A 16,976-nucleotide genomic window follows, 5' to 3' on the forward strand; every position below is an offset into this window, starting at 1 on the left:
TACGATGTTCGGAAAACAGGGAGGAAAAAGAATCATGTTTGGTCGAGATATTGGGATTGATTTAGGAACCGCCAATGTACTTATTTATGTAAAAGGAAATGGAATTGTATTAAATGAACCATCAGTTGTAGCAGTCGAAACAAACACCAAGCGCGTACTTGCTGTAGGAGAAGAAGCATTCCGTATGGTCGGCCGTACACCAGGAAATATTGTTGCTGTTCGTCCAATGAGAGACGGAGTGATTGCCAACTTTGAATTAACAGAATCAATGCTAAAGCACTTTTTAAGCAAAATTAATATGAAAAGTATTTTCTCTAAACCAAGAATTCTGATTTGTTGCCCAACAAACATTACATCCGTTGAGCAAAAGGCCATTCGTGAAGCAGCAGAAAAAAGCGGTGGAAAAAATGTCTACCTAGAAGAAGAACCAAAAGTAGCCGCAATCGGTGCAGGCATGGATATTTTCCAACCAAGCGGTAATATGGTTGTAGATATAGGCGGTGGAACAACGGATGTTGCTGTTCTTTCCATGGGTGATATCGTCACCGCCTCTTCTATTAAAGTAGCTGGCGATCGCTTTGACTTAGACATCTTGAACTATGTGAAGAAAACATATAAGTTATTAATCGGTGAAAGAACCGCTGAAAATATTAAAAAAGAAGTAGCGACAGTATTTCCTGGTGCACGTAATGAAGAAATCGATATTCGCGGACGTGACATGGTTAGTGGACTTCCGAGAACGATTACGGTGAATTCAGAGGAAATTCAAGAGGCCTTACAAGAATCTGTTTCTTATATTGTACAAGCTTCCAAACAAGTTCTAGAGCAAACTCCTCCAGAGCTATCAGCAGATATTATCGATCGTGGCGTTATTTTAACTGGTGGTGGAGCATTATTACACGGAATTGACTTGCTTCTTGCTGACCAGTTAAAAGTACCTGTACTTGTAGCAGAAGAGCCAATGCATTGTGTGGCAAAAGGAACGGGCTTAATTTTAGAAAACCTAGATAAAATGTCCAGTAAAAAAGTGCAAATATAATCCGCATTTCTACCGATATAAGTAACAATGACTTTTAAATAGTAGGATAAACGGAGGTAGACGATGCTAAGAGGAATGTACGGGGCAGCGGCTGGAATGCTTGCCCAACAACAGCGCCAAGAAATGTTAACGAATAATCTGGCAAATGTACAAACACCAGGATATAAAGCCGATCAAGCGACGATCCGAGCGTTTCCATCCATGATGCTAGCAGCGATGAATACAAGCTCGGGTCCGATTAATCAAAATAAAGTGATCGGTGAATTAGCCACTGGCGTTTATGTACAAGAGCATATTCCTAATTTTAAACAAGGTGACTTAAATCAAACCGGAAACACAACTGACCTTGCTCTGTTACAAGGGGTGCTACCTGAAGGGGAAAATGGCACACAAGGTGGGTTATTTTTTTCGGTAACAGGTGATGATGGTGCGCTTCGTTATACAAGAAACGGGCAATTTACAGTTGATGGTGAAGGAATGTTGACGACATCTAGTGGGCACCGTGTTCTCGGTACAGAGGGACAAGCCCTTGATGTTGGAAACACTTCTTTTTCGGTGAATGAGAACGGAGTCATTCTTTCAAATGAGGGAGATATTATCGGACAACTTGGTATCGTCTACGTCGAAAATCCGCTCGACTTGACTCGGGAAGGAAACGGTTTACTTAACTTTTCAGGTGAAGAGGCAGCTGACTTTCCACAAGCAATTGGGGTTGATGGCATCACATATCAAATTCAACAAGGTTTTGTGGAAAAATCAAATGTCGATCCTACTCAAACCATGGCAGAAATGATGAGTGCTTACCGAGCTTTTGAAGCAAATCAGCGTGTGTTACAAGCGTATGATCAAAGCTTACAAAAAGCTGTAAACGAAATAGGAAGGCTCGGATAATTTTTAACTAAATTAAAAGCATTTATCTTTTCTAAAAAAGGTGGGGTGGAAAATGAATCGATCGATGATAACGGCTAGTGTGACGATGGGCCAAATTCAAAGTCAGCTAGATACGATTTCTCATAATCTAACAAACAGCCAAACAGTTGGCTTTAAACGTTCTGAAGCAAGCTTTCATGATTTATTATCTCAACAGCTGACAAACCAGTCTCGAGGAAATCTTGAGGTGGGTCGTTTGACGCCGATGGGTTTAACAATTGGAGCAGGAGCAAAAATTGGACAAACGGCGTTACGACTAGAGCAAGGGGCAATTCAAACGACGGATCGTGAGCTCGACTTTGCTTTAACTAAACCGAATCACTTTTTCCGAGTGGAAGCGGCTGATGGGACAGTTGAACGTTTAACGCGGGCGGGGAATTTCTATTTAACAGCAAATGCCGCAAATCCGGAACAGCTAACTTTGGTGAGCGCGAGCGGTGATTTTTTACTTGATAATCAAGGAGAGCGAATCATCATTCCTGAAGATTTTGCTTCCTTTCAATTGCATAATAATGGACAATTACTTGTTACATTAGCAGACGGGAGTGTCGAAGAAGTGGCGAACCTCGGGATTCGTCAAGTCCATAATGCTCAAGTACTAGTGCCGGTTGGTGAAAATCAATTTGAACTTGCCGATTTGGCAACATTAGGTTATGCTGAAGCAGATGTAATTGAAGATGTAAACGCAAATGAAATCGCCCTTATGCAAAAGGCACTAGAAGGCTCTAATGTGGATATGGCAAAGGAAATGAGCGACTTAATGATTGCTCAAAGACATTACCAATTTAATTCCACAGCCATTTCAATGGCAGACCAAATGGCTGGTTTAGTGAACGGCATTCGAGGATAGTCCATTTAGAATCTGATTAGTTATCGAGGAGAAGCCAATGAGTGAAAAAGACCATAAACCGATGGAAACCGACACAACTTCAAAGGAAGAATCAATCGAACAAGTTGATTCCAAACAAGAAGAGCTAACGGAAGGGACTCCAGCGGCAAAAGCAGAATCAACAAATGATGAGAAACAAGCGAGAGAGACGCGTTTTGGCCGTCCGAAAGTCAAAAAGGGAAGAATTCGTCTAATCCCGATTTGGCTAAGGATACCTATCGTGCTTGCCCTTATCGGAGGCTGCTTAATACTCGGCTTAATGTTCGGTTACGGTACAATCGGCGGTCAAGAACCAACCGACGCCCTCAAACCCGAAACATGGTACCATATCCTAGACCTAATCAGAGGAAACGAATAAAAGCAAACGAGTGAACCAAGCTCAATAGTGCGATAGTAGTTAAAATTTCGCATTTGATAGCTGTATAATAATAAATGAGAACCACGTAGCCAATAGAAGCCACGCGGTTTTTTGCTGTGGAGAGGAGGGGAGGGGGCAATGAAGCCGAAAGCCGATGAATAAAAGGGTCAAAGGGAATCAAAGAGCGTGAATGAAGCCGAAAGCGAGTTGCCAAAAGCCGGAAAGGGAATCAAAGAGCGTCAATGAATCCGAAAGCTAGTTGCCAAGAGCCGGAAAGGGAATCAAAGAGCGTCAATGAATCTGAAAGCCGTTGAATAAAAGCCGCAAAAGGAATCATAGGAGGTCAATGAAGTCGAAAGCGATTGAATAAGAGCTGCAAAGGGAATCAAAGGCCATCAATGAAGCCCAAAGCGAGCGAATAAAAGCGTCAAAGGGAATCAAAGGAGGTCAATGAAGTCGAAAGCCACTGAATAAGAGCCACAAAAGGAATCAAAGAGCCTCAATGAGTCCAAAAGCGAGTTGCCAAAAGCCACAAAGGGAATCAAAGGCCATCAATGAAGCCCAAAGCCACTGAATAAGAGCCACAAAAGGAATCAAAGAGCCTCAATGAGTCCAAAAGCGAGTTGCCAAGAGCCACAAAGGGAATCAAAGGCCATCAATGAAGCCCAAAGCCACTGAATAAAAGCCGCAAAAGGAATCAAAGAGCCTCAATGAGTCCAAAAGCGAGTTGCCAAAAGCCACAAAGGGAATCAAAGGCCGTCAATGAAGCCGAAAGCGAGCGAATAAAATCCAGTAAGGGAATCAAAGGCCATCAATGAAGCCGAAAGCCACTGAACAAGAGCCACAAAGGGAATCAAAGGCCGTCAATGAAGCCCAAAGCCACTGAATAAAAGCCACAAAAGGAATCAAAGAGCCGCAATGAATCCCAAAGCCAGTAAATAAAAGCCACAAAGGGAATCAAAGGCCATCAATGAAGCCCAAGCCAGCGAATAAAATCCAGTAAGGAAATCAAAACCGCCGCCCCTATAAATCCTCCGCCAAACTTCCAATCCTCACTTACCTCCCCACAAATTCCCCCGTTCCAAATATATGATATAATATTAAAAAAGAAAAAGGGAAGGATGAAGAACATGATTGGAATTGATGAAATTAAATCAATTATCCCACACCGCTATCCATTTTTACTTATTGATAAAGTGATTGAGTGTGAAGTGGGTAAAAGTGCGGTTGGAATTAAAAATGTAACAGCAAATGAGGAATTTTTTAACGGACATTTTCCTGAATATCCTGTGATGCCTGGTGTTTTAATTGTGGAAGCACTAGCTCAAACATGTGCGGTTGCGATGCTTCAAAAAGAAGAGAACCAAGGAAAGCTTGGATTATTTGCTAAAATTGAAAATTGCCGATTTAAAAGCCCAGTGCGACCTGGTGATCAGCTTCGTTTGGAAGTAGAAATCACGAGAATGAAGGGGCCAGTTGCAAAAGCTAAAGGCGTTGCTACAGTAGATGGGGAAGTTGCTGCAGAAGCAGAGATGACGTTTGCGTTAAAATAAACTCATTTTCTTGTTCTATACATAAGCAAAGTGTTTTAACACGTTTTTCCGTTCAGTTAAACTTAAGTAAGTGATGTAATAGAAACGAGAATTCCCAGGTGTTGACCTTGGGTTTCTCGTTTTTTTGTTTTATATCAATTAACGACAATTACTGCCTTGAACCCAATAAGGCCATAGTTTAAACCTCTCAATTCTATAACTTCTTTCAAGTTTTTATGTGAGAGTTTGTGACAAGATGTGGAGTTGGTATTACATTGCCAAAAAAATACGCAACTCATAGACGCTGAGAATTATCCTTGTTAAGATACAGTCAGGCTAACAGAGAGGCAACAATTATTAGGTTAGTCAATCTTAAAAATTAGTTTCACTTACTATTGGAGGTAAATAAAATGAAAAAATATTTATTAACATCAGCAGCAGCGGTAGTGTCTTTAGGTCTTTTAGCAGCTTGTGGAGATGGAACAGAAGATCCAATCAACGATCCGGGGATGGAAGATCCTTCAGTTGAAGATCCAGCATTAGAAGATGATGGTGTAGAAGGCGGCGTAGAAGAAGATGGCCTAGGTGAAGATGGTATCGAAGAAGATGGATTTGGAGAGGACGACTTTGAAGAGGGTGGCTTAGGTGATGATGACCTAGGTGAAGAAGGCGAATTTGGCGAAGGCTTTGAAGACGAGACTGAAACTGAAGATGTAGAATAATAGATAGTTTGATAAAGACCCTGCGAAATGTAGGGTCTTTATTTTATGTGGAGAAAGGTTCATATCCATAGTGATTAGCCCCTCCACTGAAAATCGTTATATGTCGAATAGGTCGGGAATATAATCGGTGAAATAACACTATTTTTCGGGAAATAATTTTGATTTATGACAGGATGAAATCATTTATTTCTTCAAATGACAAGGGAATGTGACTAATTTTCATTTCGCTTGCTAGAAAATCAATCTACAAAATAAGAAACATCGCGAATTTTAGTCGAAGAATGTTATGTTATACAAGTTTTTATTAGTCTGATTGGACACAATCTTCCCTTTTACAAAAAACATTGACTTTCCTAATGAAAAGGGGAGAACCATAAAAAAATAAGCTCCGCCCACGCAAGTCACATCAGAAATTCCCCAATTCGCTCCACCTCTCCAAACAACCGTGACCAGACAATATATAATCCAAGCTGAAGTGGTCTTTTTTGTGGCGTTTGTTAGACATTTTCTGTTATTCGTAATGGAATATTGGCAATTTGTGAGCTTCATTACGTATAGTTTTTATTCGCACCGAAATTTCGACAATATGAGACTAGTAATACACACCGTAATTTGCCACAGCACAGATTTTCATTACATATCCGCCTGAATTCGCACTGTAATTACGGCAAAATGAGATTTACCTTACTAATTACCAGTAATCCGCACCGTAATTTCAAAAATTCAGCTTTTTTATTACTAGAGTGTGTTCAAAAAGTGTCTTATTTAACAAATCGTATTTCAGAAATTAAGTAGAACCATTATCAACCTCGTGAATTGGAAACAAATAATGGTCGAATTCATATTAAGACAGAAAAAGAACCAACAAATGCGACAATTGATGTAAAGGTAGATAACGGTCGCATTGATGTCATTGGTCAATCGACAAATGGCGATGTGTGCATTTAATCAAGATCGAAACAGATAACGGCAATGTCATTGTAGAGAAAAAATAGCCTATTTCCTTCATCATTTAGCGCCAAAGAACCTTGCCCTATTTTAAAGAGGCAAGGTTCTTTTCGCTAGATAAAAGTTAAATGATACACTTTTCGTGGTCGCCCTCTAAGTTTTTCTTGCTTGTTAGATGCCACTTTAACGGCGGCACCGGCTTCTAGTTTTTTTAATATACGATTGGCACTTCGCGTTGTGATGCCGAGATGAAGGGAGAGATCATCGGAAGTAAGTTCATGCCTTTTTGTTTTTGCTGGAATAGTCGAGATTTTTTGTAAATGCAAAATGGAAACCCCTGTTTTTTCACTCCACGCTTCCAAACCTTGGAGTGAAAGTGGAATGTGCTGGACTTCCTCGTGCTTGTCTAGCGGTCCAATCAATTCATGTTCCGTTAAGACATAAGGACTCCCTTGCTGCTTTTGTTGCCGATTGGCTGTTTCTGCATTGGTTCTGGCTTCGTGAAGCGTTTTACCTGCCCCCCAACCAAGCTGAAAAGAAATCGTAGGAGCTTGCTGTTGTAAATAAGAAGACAAAGCGCAAATTTGAAATTGATTCGTAATTCGTTCCAGATCTCCATAAGATGTAATAAGTTCAAAATTGGTCTGGTTATCATGGATCAGGATCGCTTCCCCTTCTTTCTCTGTGTAGGAAAGAAGAGCATGATGAAGTGTCAGTTTTGCGATCTCAAATTTTGCTTGATGGCTGTGAGCTTTAAAAGTTAAGTGGCCAATGGCAATTTGTTTATCCATTAAGTTTTGTGTTTCAAGTTGTTGAATTAAATCTAATACTTGTTCATGAATGGAGCTTTTGGATGGACCAAAGAAAATCGTTGGGATCCCGAGAGCTCTTAAAGTGTCCACAACATTGCTCATTCTGGTGATCGATAAATTGGCTCCATTTTGGTGTGCTTTTATATGGAAATCGATTAACGTTTCATAAAAGTTGTCAAGCAGACTATCGAAAATTGCATCACTGTAATAAATGGGAAATTGATTTTCTGGCACGACTGATCGTAGCGACATATAGTTGTTGAAGCCACTTAAAAAGTCAATAACTGTGCGACTCATGTCAAAGTTGGGCTTGAGTGAACAAGAAAGCAACTCTTTATAGAAATCAACTTCTGTTAAATCTACATGAACAGTCGGTTGAGTTAGTGTTTCGACGGTTCTTTGTAAATAAAGTTGTGGAATATGACCTCCGAATACCCATCCATCAACTTGATGTTGATTGGTCAGGTAAAGCTCTTTCGATTCATTGAGTTTGTTATAGGTGTAATAATGAAAGGTTGCATTTGTGTCGAGATCTAACAGCGCTTTTTCAATATAAGGTTTCGTATGTATCGCTGTAAGGATTCCAATCTTCATTATCTTTCTTCCTCCATTTAATCTATCTTTGTATTAGTTTACCAGAATCTCAAAGATAACAATAGCATAATTGTTGGTTAATAAGCCTTTGTGTATAGCGGTGATTTTATCGTTTTCTAGAATAGGATAAGATGAATTTTCATATTATTCACACTCGAAAAATAGATAATATTTCTAATCTTAAGAAAAATGTTGTATTTTCGCTCAGCATGTAATAAAGTTAGAAAAAAATATGTCCTTAATATATCTTTAAATAATGGAGGGATTCGTTTTTATGAAACAGCAAGAATATTTAGCTGATTTCTTTCAGGAAAATCAAGAATTATTCGAACAGGCCGCAGAGCGAATATGGGGATATGCAGAACTTCGCTTTGAAGAGACAGAATCTTCGAAACTGTTGAGTGGAATACTCGAACGAGAGGGTTTTGCTGTTGAGAAAGGGATAGCAGGGATTGAAACGGCCTTCGTTGCAAGTTTTGGCAGTGAAAAGCCAGTTATTTCATTTTTAGGAGAATTTGATGCACTTTCGGATTTGAGTCAGCAGGCGGGTATTACAGAGGAGAAGCCAATCGTGGCTGGTGGGACTGGTCATGGTTGTGGTCACCATCTTCTTGGGACGGCTTCTCTTGCGGCGGCTCTTGCCCTCAAGGCGTATATGAAAGACCATGGTCTAGGGGGGACGGTTCGTTTTTATGGGTGCCCAGGAGAAGAAGGTGGTTCTGGTAAAACGTTTATGGCTAAGGAAGGGGTTTTTGCAGATATAGATAGTGCAATTACATGGCATCCTGGTACCTATAATGCCGTGTGGACAATGGAAACGCTCGCTAACATTCAAGCGTCATTTACATTTAAAGGAAAAGCTTCTCATGCGGCATCGGCACCTCACCTTGGCAGAAGTGGGCTTGATGCAGTTGAGTTGATGAATGTTGGGGTGAATTATTTACGGGAACATCTGCGGGATGAAGCGCGTGTGCATTACGCGATTACCAATACAGGGGGAATCTCTCCAAATGTTGTACAACCAGAGGCTGAAGTGCTTTATTTAATGCGTGCACCAAAGATAGATGAAGTGAAGGAAATTTATGAACGAGTGAAGAAAATAGCCGAAGGGGCTGCGTTGATGACTGGAACGGAGTGGTCGGTGAGGTTTGATAAAGCTTGCTCAAACTTTGTGAGAAACAATGTACTAGAGGATGTGATGAGTGAAGAGCTTGATGTGATTGGTACACCAACCTACACGGAAGAAGAGCAACAATTTGCAGCTCAAATTCAAGAAACGCTTACTGAGGATGAACGAAAACAAACGATTCATGAAATTCAGGCATTGCTTGATCGACCAAATCGAAAATTGATCGAAAGCATTAGTCAAAAGGCGTTAATCGATGATCGCATTCCGACCTCTAGGAAAGAAACTCGACTTGCTGGCTCAACGGACGTAGGAGATGTTAGTTGGATTGCGCCGACGGTCCAGTGTTTTACGACGTGTTACACGGCGGGGACAGCTTTCCATACTTGGCAAATGGTTTCACAAGGGTTAAATAGCGTGGCCGTAAAAGGGATGATGCAGGCTGGACTGTTAATGGCTGCGACTGGCTTGAGGCTTTTGCAAAATCCGGAGTTAGTTGATGAAGCAAAGGAAGAGTGGCGTGAAAGGCTAAGTGGAGAAGTGTATCAGTCTCCTATTCCTGCTGGAGTTCAGCCGACTAAAATTAATCAGTAAATAGTAACTAGAAAAGTCTTCGCTACAAATGGTGGTAATTTTACCTATTTAAAGACATATTAAAGACAATGAGGAGGATACGTGATGGCAGAAACTGCTCAAAAACGTTCATTTTTTACAAAGATGTTAGATGTGATTGAAAGAATCGGAAATAAAATGCCGCATCCATTTATGCTCTTTGTTTATTTATCATTTTTTATCATTTTTATATCTTGGGGGTTAAATGCCCTTGGGTTATCTGTAACACATCCAGGGACGGGAGAGGATGTTAATGTGCAGAGTTTATTCTCACAAGAGGGTTTGCTCTATATCCTTTCTTCCCTATTAACCAACTTTACGGGCTTTGCTCCTTTTGGGCTTGTGATTGTGATGATGCTTGGGATTGGACTAGCCCAAAAAGTTGGATTTTTTGATACATTTATGAAGGCCGTGATTTTAAAGGCACCTAAGTCTTTAGTTGTTTATGCGGTCGTGTTAGCTGGTGTTCTTGGGAATATCGCTTCTGATGCAGCTGTTATTATAATTCCTCCTTTAGCCGCTATGGTATTCCATGCGATAGGTCGTCACCCACTTGCAGGGCTAGCAGCAGCGTATGCGGGTGTAGTTGGTGGATTCACTGCCAATATTATGATCGCTGGAACAGATGCACTATTAGCGGGGCTTACAACAGAAGCAGCGAGGGTCATAGATCCAGAATTTGTAGTAACGCCAGTCGATAATTGGTTTTTCATGTCCGCTTCGGTTATCATGGTCGTAATTGTTGTTGTGTTTGTGACAGAGAAAATTACTGAGAAACGCCTTGGGACATTTGATCCTTCTTTTGCCGATAAAGGAATGATGAACGAGAAAATTGCTTACCCGACAAAACAAGAATTAAAAGCATTACGTAATGCAGTGATTAGTTTTATCCTTTATGCTGGGGTTATTGCACTACTTGTCGTTCCGACGAATGGACTCCTTCGTGGTGAAGGAGGGACAATTGTTCCGTCACCTTTTTTGAGCAATATCATTCCGATTATTTTACTTATGTTTATTATTGTATCAGTGGCTTACGGGGTTACAGCGGGAACGATTAAAAAAACAGCGGATATTCCGATTTATATGGCTGAAGCGATGAGAGACATGGCTGCTTACATCGTTCTTGTATTTGCGATGGCTCAATTTATTGCTTATTTTAATTGGACGAACATAGGTATTTATCTAGCTGTATCCGTCTCTGGTTACCTCCAACAGGTAGAGGTTACAGGGTTAGGTCTTTTTATTGGATTTATTATAGTGGTTGCCATTTTGAATTTATTTATAGCGAGCGGATCAGCGCAATGGGCGTTGATGGCTCCTGTTTTCGTTCCGTTATTTATGCTGCTTGATTATCATCCGGCTTTTACACAACTTGCCTACCGAATTGGGGATTCTGCAACGACTCTTATTACACCGATGAATCCTTATATGATCGTGATTCTCGGTTTCATGAGGCGTTATGATAACCGAGCCGGATTAGGGACGTTAATGTCGACGATGCTTCCTTATACGTTCTTTATTTTAGGGATATGGATTGTCTTTTTCCTTATTTGGAATTTAATCGGACTTCCAATTGGACCGAGTATTGGAATGGATTTATAAAGTGAGGAGGTTAAAAGGATGGCTGAATTAACCAAGAAACTGAAAGAATGGCGTAGGGATTTGCATCAAATCCCTGAGCTTGGATGGTGTGAATATCAAACGACCGCTTATATTTATCGCGTTTTAAAACCGCTTAGTTTTACGTTATTTATTGGTGATGATGTGAGTGATGAGACGAAAAAGATGGGTGTTCCAGAAGAAGAGATTGATACCCTTCATATGAAGAGGGCAAAAGAAGCTGGAACCGATTCGGATCTCCTTGAGAGAATAGCTGGAAATCGGACAGGTGTTATTGCGACCTTTGATACTGGGAAAGCAGGGAAACATCTTGCTTATCGATTTGACATTGATGCTTTGCCAATTCGGGAAAGTGAACGCGAGGAGCATTTGCCGACGAGAGAAAAATTTCGCTCGATGTATGAGGGGCAGATGCACGCGTGTGGGCATGATGGTCACACGGCTATAGGTCTTGGATTAGCTTATTTAATCGATCGATACAAGGATGAATTGACGGGTTCTTTTACCCTTATTTTCCAGCCGGCAGAAGAAGGCGTGAGAGGTGCGAAGTCTATTGTTGAGAAAGGGTGGCTTGATCATGTGGATCTCTTTATGACAGGTCATATTATGAACCAACCTCTAGGCACGCTTGTACCTGGGATAACATCTGCTCTTGCAACAACAAAATTGGATGTCGTCTTTTCTGGCAGGTCTGCTCATGCTGGTGGGAACCCTGAAGAGGGGAGAAATGCATTGTTAGCAGCCGCACAGGCGACTGTTCAACTCCATGCCATTCCACCGCACTCTAGAGGAGCCACTCGTGTAAATGTTGGAACGTTTACAGCAGGTAGCGGGAGAAACATTGTCGCAGATTACGCAAAGTTACAGTTGGAAACGCGTGGAGAAACGAATGAAATCAATGCTTATGTAGCAGAAAAGGCGAAGCGGATCCTAGAGCATACGGCTAGCGCACAGGAGGTAGATTGTACAATTGATATCGTGGGTGAAGGGATATCGGCTGCCTCGAATAAAGAGTGGCAACCGTTTGCTGAGGTAGTGCTTGCAGATAGTGAACGAGTCGGTACGGTAACAGACCATTATGAACCGATTACAGGATCTGAGGATGCTACGTTTATGATGGAGCGCGTTCAAGAAAATGGGGGCTCGGCTACTTATATGTTGTATGGAGGAAACCTAGTAGAAAAACACCATCATCCTTTGTTCGATTACGATGAGGAAGTTCTCTCTGTTGCTGTAGATAGTTTGTGGAGACTGACGAAACGAGCAAATGTTGATTTTGAAATCAGTCCTACTGTATAAAGCCTGTTTCCTTTGGATTGATTTTTCATAGCGGAGAATGAGATGCCTCTATTTAGAATAGGTGGCTTTCATTCAGTTAATTGAACGTTTGATTAAAAAGTGCAGTGCGGTGATTTGACATGACTTTTGTCGATCCTGCTTCTCTTATTTTTGTGAGAATAAGCACTCTTGCTTGTAGGTATGAAGCTCCTTAAGGGCGTGTCCGTGTCCAAAAAGACGGCAATTCACACGAACTTAAGGGCATGTAGCGATTTCGCTCATCGCTAATTATTCCCACCCAAAAAAACTCGACCACAGCAATAACTGTAGTCGAGTTTTCTACTATTCTAGTGGAGGCGCTTAGCTCCAAGGTACCTAGCTTTCCAATAAGGGTTGTCCATGCTCGTAATGGTTACACCTGTGGAAGAACCACTGTGAATGAATTGGTTATTTCCAATGTAAATTCCGTTATGGGATGGTCCGCTTGTGTAGGTTTCAAAGAAAACGACATCTCCAACACTTGGTTGAGAAACGGAAGTTCCTGCATTCCATTGTGTTGCGACTGTTCTTGTTAAATTAACGCCTTGCTGTTTAAAGACGTATTGAATGTATCCGCTACAATCAAATCCTGATGTCGCCGTACCGCCCCATACATAAGGGACTCCGATATGTAAAGAAGCTTCGGCAATTAAGTTTGTAACAAAAGCTGCTGGTGATGTTGTGCTTGAGCCACCACTGTTGCCTGAATTGCCATTACCTGTTTGCTGTTGACCGCCTTGGTTCGTCGACACTTCTTTTAATTTCGCTAATGTTTGCGGACCGGCAATTCCGTCAACTGTTAAATTATGAGTTCTTTGGAAGGCGCGGACTGATGCTTCTGTGTCTTTTCCGAAATAGCCGGTTGGGTTTTGGTTGAATACACCAACAGAACGTAATTGTGCTTGTAATTCTGTCACGGCATTCCCGCTGCTTCCAACTCGATAAATGCCACTTGGTGCACTAGGAGCTGGAGCTGGTGTTGCAGTTTCTTCTTTCGGTTTTTCGTTAGAACCGGAATTTGAATTTTGTGGTGGTGCTTGTCCGCCGGCTTTATTCGCTAATGCTTGTAATGTTTGTGGACCTGCAATGCCATCAACTAATAATTTATGATCTCTTTGGAAGTTAAGGACTGCTTGTCTTGTGCCATTTCCATAAATACCATCAACTTTGATTTTGTAGTAACCGAGTGAGGCTAACTGTTGTTGTAATGTCGTCACGGCAGAACCACGGCTACCATTACGTAAAGTGCTACTTGATGCAACTTGTGCTGGTGCTGTTGTTGCCGTATTGTTCGAGTTATTATTAGCCGGTGGAGCTGTATTCGTTTGTCCATTAGAGGATGGGGCTTTTCCTAATGCAGCAAACGTCTTCGGTCCAGCAATCCCGTCAGCTGTAAGATTATGTGCACGTTGGAAATCCTTCACGGCATCAATTGTGATTGTTCCAAAATAACCAGTGGATTTGTCGTATGTAAAGAACCCTTTATTCGCTAAAACATCCTGTAACTCGACTACATCTGGATGGTTCATTCCGAAACGGAGTGTTTGATCTCCTAACGCTGCTTCGGCCACCATTGGAGTTGCAAGGGCAAGTCCTGTTGCGACCGTAGAGGTCATGACTACTTTCTTCATCGTTGATTGTCTAGCTTTTACCATCCTTAAAATCCTCCTACTCTCATGTTTGAATTATTTGAAAAATACATACTATTTTCATAGTTCAAATTCTATTTCTATTAATGTTTTTATATTTTTCTATTTATTACGACTTATAGACTACAATTATATGAATATTTTACTTTAATTAACGACATTATTCTATCTTTGTAACATAACTGTAATATTAAAGGATCAAAGTACCTAGTTAATTTTACACAATATAACCTTTAAAAGACCTATGAATTACTAATTATCATACAATTCAGATTAAAAAACGAGCTATACCCCTTTTGTATACGCTTTAAACCTCTTTTGGAAGGGACTTTTGATCCTATTATTTCCAGAGTCGTTTGATCTATTTGGGGTGATTTATTAGTGGGTATAAGCCTAACTAGTAGGAAATGAGGCTTGTTTGTAAGGGGATAAAAACGATTTTATTTTCGTATGAAGGGAAGAGGAATTCACAAATAGTTTTAGACAAGATTCTCAAAAAAATCGTTAACAAGTGACATTATCTCCGTTTATTCGACAATGATCATTCTTTATAAAGGTTCTTTTATAGTTCATTTTTTATAATTTGGGTTTATATGTGTCGAAAAAGACCTAATCCATATTAATAATACCTATTAATCTTCCAATAATTATGGTAATATTGTTTGGTATATAGAACTGACCTATGGGGGGTGCTTCTATTGCCAATGTATCAAATGAAGACGATTTGGACTCCGTTAGCCCTTTTTCGTATTCGTTTTTTTCGCTCGGATGATGGTGGTCTTTACATAAAAATAGGCAAGCGCCGTCGTCGGAAGATTGGTTAATAAAAGAATGGTTAACTCGAGTGGAGCTCTGTCTTCGCTTTTTTTTTGTTTTTTTAAGGTTTTTTTCGCCCTAAACTCTACATATGTTCCATTCACTCGGCTTTAACTAGGTATTTTTTATGATGAGAGTGAAAAGTTGCGCTTAACCTGAAACCTAATCCGCTTATTTAACGTCTAATATTATAGGAATAGAAATTAACTTTGTGAATGCACGGTTAACGTTCATTTTTTTATGGAAATGAAAAGTTCTTCTATTCCTCCCTCGAAATTTATATCTTTCCTTATATTTTTTTACAATTTATTTCAATTTTCTACCTATAAAATGATAGCTCTTGTTATAATGTGGGTATACTATTTAATAGAATGCCTTTTTGGCAGATTAATTGATTGCCGTCATTATGTTGAATGATTCTAATACAAGATTAGAAGGAGGATGTACAATGAGCGATCGTATGAATGAAGTCGATAGCAAAAATCCTTCTCTTTTTTCGAAAATCAAACAAAATAAAGTAATCTTCATTTTATTTGCCGCTGTTCTTTTCTTTGGAGTTGGCATCGGAGCAAGTACATATTATACAAGTGCCAATTCGTTAGCAAAACAAGTTGGTGATCATGCGACAGCGATTATTGACCAACAAGATAAGGACAATCAGAGACCGGCTTTCCTTGAACAAAATGAAGAGCCCGAAGAGATAATTATCGTCGAACCAGTTGAGGAAAAAGAGGAACCATCTGAACAAGTTGAAGAAAAGAAAGACGAAGAAGACTTGGTCGTGGTCGAAGTTGATTCCGAGCAAAAGGTAAACGAAGAGAAAGAAGAAAAAACTCGTGAACCAGAAGAAAGCGAAGTTGAGGAAAAAGAGGAAGAATCTAAAGAAGATGAAGTGGAGAAGGAAGAGAAAGAATCTACAGATGAGGTAGATGAAGACGAACCTGAACCGGATTCTGATAAGGAAACGAATGAAAAGCGTCGAAATGAGCTTTTCCAGCAACTAAAAAACCAAGTGTTTACGGTTTATTCTAGTACTCATCAAGGTTCTGCTTTTCTTTATAACGATCAAGGCATTGTCATTACGAATGCCCATGTCGTCAAAGGCGATTTATTCGTCAATGTCGAAACGCAAAGTGGTGTGACGCATGTTGCTGAAGTCATCGGATATTCTAACGAAACCGATGTCGCTGTTTTACTCGTGAATGATTTAGTTGGTCAAAACCCCGCTCCACTTGAAAAAGGGAACTCAATCACGGTTGGTGATGAAGTGATCACGCTCGGAACGCCAAAAGGGGCTGGCTTTACGATGACGAGTGGGAAGATTACTGAAATCGGTCTGAACTTTTCAATTGGGAGCTTCTATTATTTAGATCTGTATGAATCATCGGCAAGAACGAAGCCTGGTAGTAGTGGCGGTCCGCTCATCTCTTTAAATTCAGGGAAAATTGTCGGTATTAATTCAGCTATGGATAAACACCGTGACAGCATTAGTTATTCGATCCCATTGTTTACGGTTGATTCGATCATCCAAGATTGGGTAAAGTCACCGCTTAGTCAAAGTGATTTACTTGTCCTTTATGGTGAAGATGAGGCCGTTGTGATTGAAAGTGATGGGCAGGGAACAGGTGATCCGAATAAAGAGGAAGAAACCGAAGTGAGCAATGAGGATGAATCTGAGGAACTAAATGAAAGCAATGTAGAGAGTGAAGAAGTTGAAGCTGAGTCCCATTCAAATAGCGGTGCTGTCAAGAAGAGTGAAAGTAACGATACGAATAAAGCCGTTGAAAACTCTGATGAGACAGACGAGAACGCAGCTGAGAAATTGGACTCAGAAGTGAGTGGTGACGAAACTACTTTAGAAACTGATCCGAACGTGGACGAAAAGAGTGACAATATAGAGCAAAAAACATCAGAAAATCCAACCGCTCAAAACGAAAACGAAACAAGCGAAGAGGAGTCTGACGTAGAGGAAGAGGAAGCTAACTGATTTGGCTTAGGCGAGTAATGCTATA

14 protein-coding genes are annotated in these 16,976 nt (G+C 40.5%); 12 read left to right on the forward strand and 2 right to left on the reverse strand.

What is annotated here, in order from left to right:
* The first annotated feature begins 34 nt into the window (after positions 1-34).
* From AA0017_RS21795 to AA0017_RS21825, 7 genes are all read left to right on the forward strand, one after another.
* On the forward strand, positions 35-1,039 hold the full coding sequence (locus AA0017_RS21795) for a rod shape-determining protein (RefSeq protein WP_413377975.1): 1,005 nt from the start codon (positions 35-37) through the stop codon (positions 1,037-1,039).
* Between the two features lie 63 nt (positions 1,040-1,102).
* The gene (locus tag AA0017_RS21800; protein ID WP_413377977.1) at positions 1,103-1,930 is read left to right on the forward strand and encodes a flagellar hook-basal body protein; all 828 of its coding nucleotides are present in this window, start codon (positions 1,103-1,105) and stop codon (positions 1,928-1,930) included.
* A gap of 52 nt (positions 1,931-1,982) precedes the next feature.
* Positions 1,983-2,819: a flagellar hook-basal body protein gene (locus tag AA0017_RS21805; RefSeq protein WP_413377979.1), complete on the forward strand. Its 837-nt coding sequence runs from the start codon at positions 1,983-1,985 to the stop codon at positions 2,817-2,819.
* A gap of 37 nt (positions 2,820-2,856) precedes the next feature.
* The gene (locus AA0017_RS21810) at positions 2,857-3,216 is read left to right on the forward strand and encodes a DNA-directed RNA polymerase subunit beta (RefSeq protein ID WP_413377981.1); all 360 of its coding nucleotides are present in this window, start codon (positions 2,857-2,859) and stop codon (positions 3,214-3,216) included.
* 1,130 nt (positions 3,217-4,346) lie between these two features.
* Positions 4,347-4,769 (forward strand): 3-hydroxyacyl-ACP dehydratase FabZ, encoded by a 423-nt coding sequence (gene fabZ / locus AA0017_RS21815; protein ID WP_413377982.1) that lies wholly within the window; start codon positions 4,347-4,349, stop codon positions 4,767-4,769.
* A gap of 389 nt (positions 4,770-5,158) precedes the next feature.
* Positions 5,159-5,470, forward strand: coding sequence for a hypothetical protein (locus AA0017_RS21820; protein ID WP_413377984.1), 312 nt, complete (start codon positions 5,159-5,161; stop codon positions 5,468-5,470).
* Between the two features lie 816 nt (positions 5,471-6,286).
* Complete coding sequence (locus AA0017_RS21825; RefSeq protein ID WP_413377986.1) at positions 6,287-6,418, forward strand: hypothetical protein; 132 nt, start codon at positions 6,287-6,289, stop codon at positions 6,416-6,418.
* 113 nt (positions 6,419-6,531) lie between these two features.
* Here the strand turns inward: AA0017_RS21825 and AA0017_RS21830 are convergent, their stop codons facing one another.
* On the reverse strand, positions 6,532-7,824 hold the full coding sequence (locus AA0017_RS21830; protein WP_413377988.1) for a hypothetical protein: 1,293 nt from the start codon (positions 7,822-7,824) through the stop codon (positions 6,532-6,534).
* Positions 7,825-8,098: 274 nt separating this feature from the next.
* Here AA0017_RS21830 and AA0017_RS21835 point away from each other — a divergent pair, with 274 nt between their 5' ends.
* The 3 genes from AA0017_RS21835 (at position 8,099) to AA0017_RS21845 (ending at position 12,481) form a co-directional block, all read left to right on the forward strand.
* Positions 8,099-9,544, forward strand: a complete 1,446-nt coding sequence (locus AA0017_RS21835) for an amidohydrolase (RefSeq protein ID WP_413377990.1) — start codon at positions 8,099-8,101, stop codon at positions 9,542-9,544.
* An 84-nt stretch (positions 9,545-9,628) separates the two neighbouring features.
* Positions 9,629-11,164 carry an AbgT family transporter gene (locus tag AA0017_RS21840; protein WP_413377992.1) on the forward strand — a complete coding sequence of 512 codons (1,536 nt, stop codon included), beginning with the start codon at positions 9,629-9,631 and terminating at the stop codon, positions 11,162-11,164.
* 18 nt (positions 11,165-11,182) lie between these two features.
* A complete protein-coding gene (locus tag AA0017_RS21845; protein ID WP_413377994.1) occupies positions 11,183-12,481 on the forward strand; it encodes an amidohydrolase in 1,299 nt (432 codons plus the stop codon).
* Between the two features lie 326 nt (positions 12,482-12,807).
* Here AA0017_RS21845 and AA0017_RS21850 read toward each other — a convergent pair whose 3' ends face one another.
* The gene (locus AA0017_RS21850) at positions 12,808-14,154 is read right to left on the reverse strand and encodes a peptidoglycan-binding protein (protein ID WP_413377996.1); all 1,347 of its coding nucleotides are present in this window, start codon (positions 14,152-14,154) and stop codon (positions 12,808-12,810) included.
* Between the two features lie 692 nt (positions 14,155-14,846).
* Between AA0017_RS21850 and AA0017_RS21855 the strand changes: the two genes are divergently transcribed.
* Positions 14,847-14,972, forward strand: coding sequence for a hypothetical protein (locus AA0017_RS21855; RefSeq protein ID WP_413382802.1), 126 nt, complete (start codon positions 14,847-14,849; stop codon positions 14,970-14,972).
* A gap of 440 nt (positions 14,973-15,412) precedes the next feature.
* Complete coding sequence (locus AA0017_RS21860; RefSeq protein WP_413377998.1) at positions 15,413-16,951, forward strand: S1C family serine protease; 1,539 nt, start codon at positions 15,413-15,415, stop codon at positions 16,949-16,951.
* The last annotated feature ends 25 nt before the right edge of the window (positions 16,952-16,976 follow it).

Source organism: Alkalihalobacillus phoenicis (assembly GCF_047302405.1).
Taxonomy (GTDB): domain Bacteria; phylum Bacillota; class Bacilli; order Bacillales; family Bacillaceae_D; genus Alkalihalobacillus.

What these genes read in the sequence shown, in the direction of transcription:
- AA0017_RS21845 (WP_413377994.1), top strand. Translation starts at nt 11,183, where the DNA reads ATGGCTGAATTAACCAAGAAACTGAAAGAATGGCGTAGGGATTTGCAT.
- AA0017_RS21795 (WP_413377975.1), top strand. Translation starts at nt 35, where the DNA reads ATGTTTGGTCGAGATATTGGGATTGATTTAGGAACCGCCAATGTACTT.
- AA0017_RS21820 (WP_413377984.1), top strand. Translation starts at nt 5,159, where the DNA reads ATGAAAAAATATTTATTAACATCAGCAGCAGCGGTAGTGTCTTTAGGT.
- AA0017_RS21800 (WP_413377977.1), top strand. Translation starts at nt 1,103, where the DNA reads ATGCTAAGAGGAATGTACGGGGCAGCGGCTGGAATGCTTGCCCAACAA.
- AA0017_RS21810 (WP_413377981.1), top strand. Translation starts at nt 2,857, where the DNA reads ATGAGTGAAAAAGACCATAAACCGATGGAAACCGACACAACTTCAAAG.
- fabZ (WP_413377982.1), top strand. Translation starts at nt 4,347, where the DNA reads ATGATTGGAATTGATGAAATTAAATCAATTATCCCACACCGCTATCCA.
- AA0017_RS21850 (WP_413377996.1), bottom strand. Translation starts at nt 14,154, where the DNA reads ATGGTAAAAGCTAGACAATCAACGATGAAGAAAGTAGTCATGACCTCT.
- AA0017_RS21835 (WP_413377990.1), top strand. Translation starts at nt 8,099, where the DNA reads ATGAAACAGCAAGAATATTTAGCTGATTTCTTTCAGGAAAATCAAGAA.
- AA0017_RS21805 (WP_413377979.1), top strand. Translation starts at nt 1,983, where the DNA reads ATGAATCGATCGATGATAACGGCTAGTGTGACGATGGGCCAAATTCAA.
- AA0017_RS21830 (WP_413377988.1), bottom strand. Translation starts at nt 7,824, where the DNA reads ATGAAGATTGGAATCCTTACAGCGATACATACGAAACCTTATATTGAA.
- AA0017_RS21840 (WP_413377992.1), top strand. Translation starts at nt 9,629, where the DNA reads ATGGCAGAAACTGCTCAAAAACGTTCATTTTTTACAAAGATGTTAGAT.
- AA0017_RS21860 (WP_413377998.1), top strand. Translation starts at nt 15,413, where the DNA reads ATGAGCGATCGTATGAATGAAGTCGATAGCAAAAATCCTTCTCTTTTT.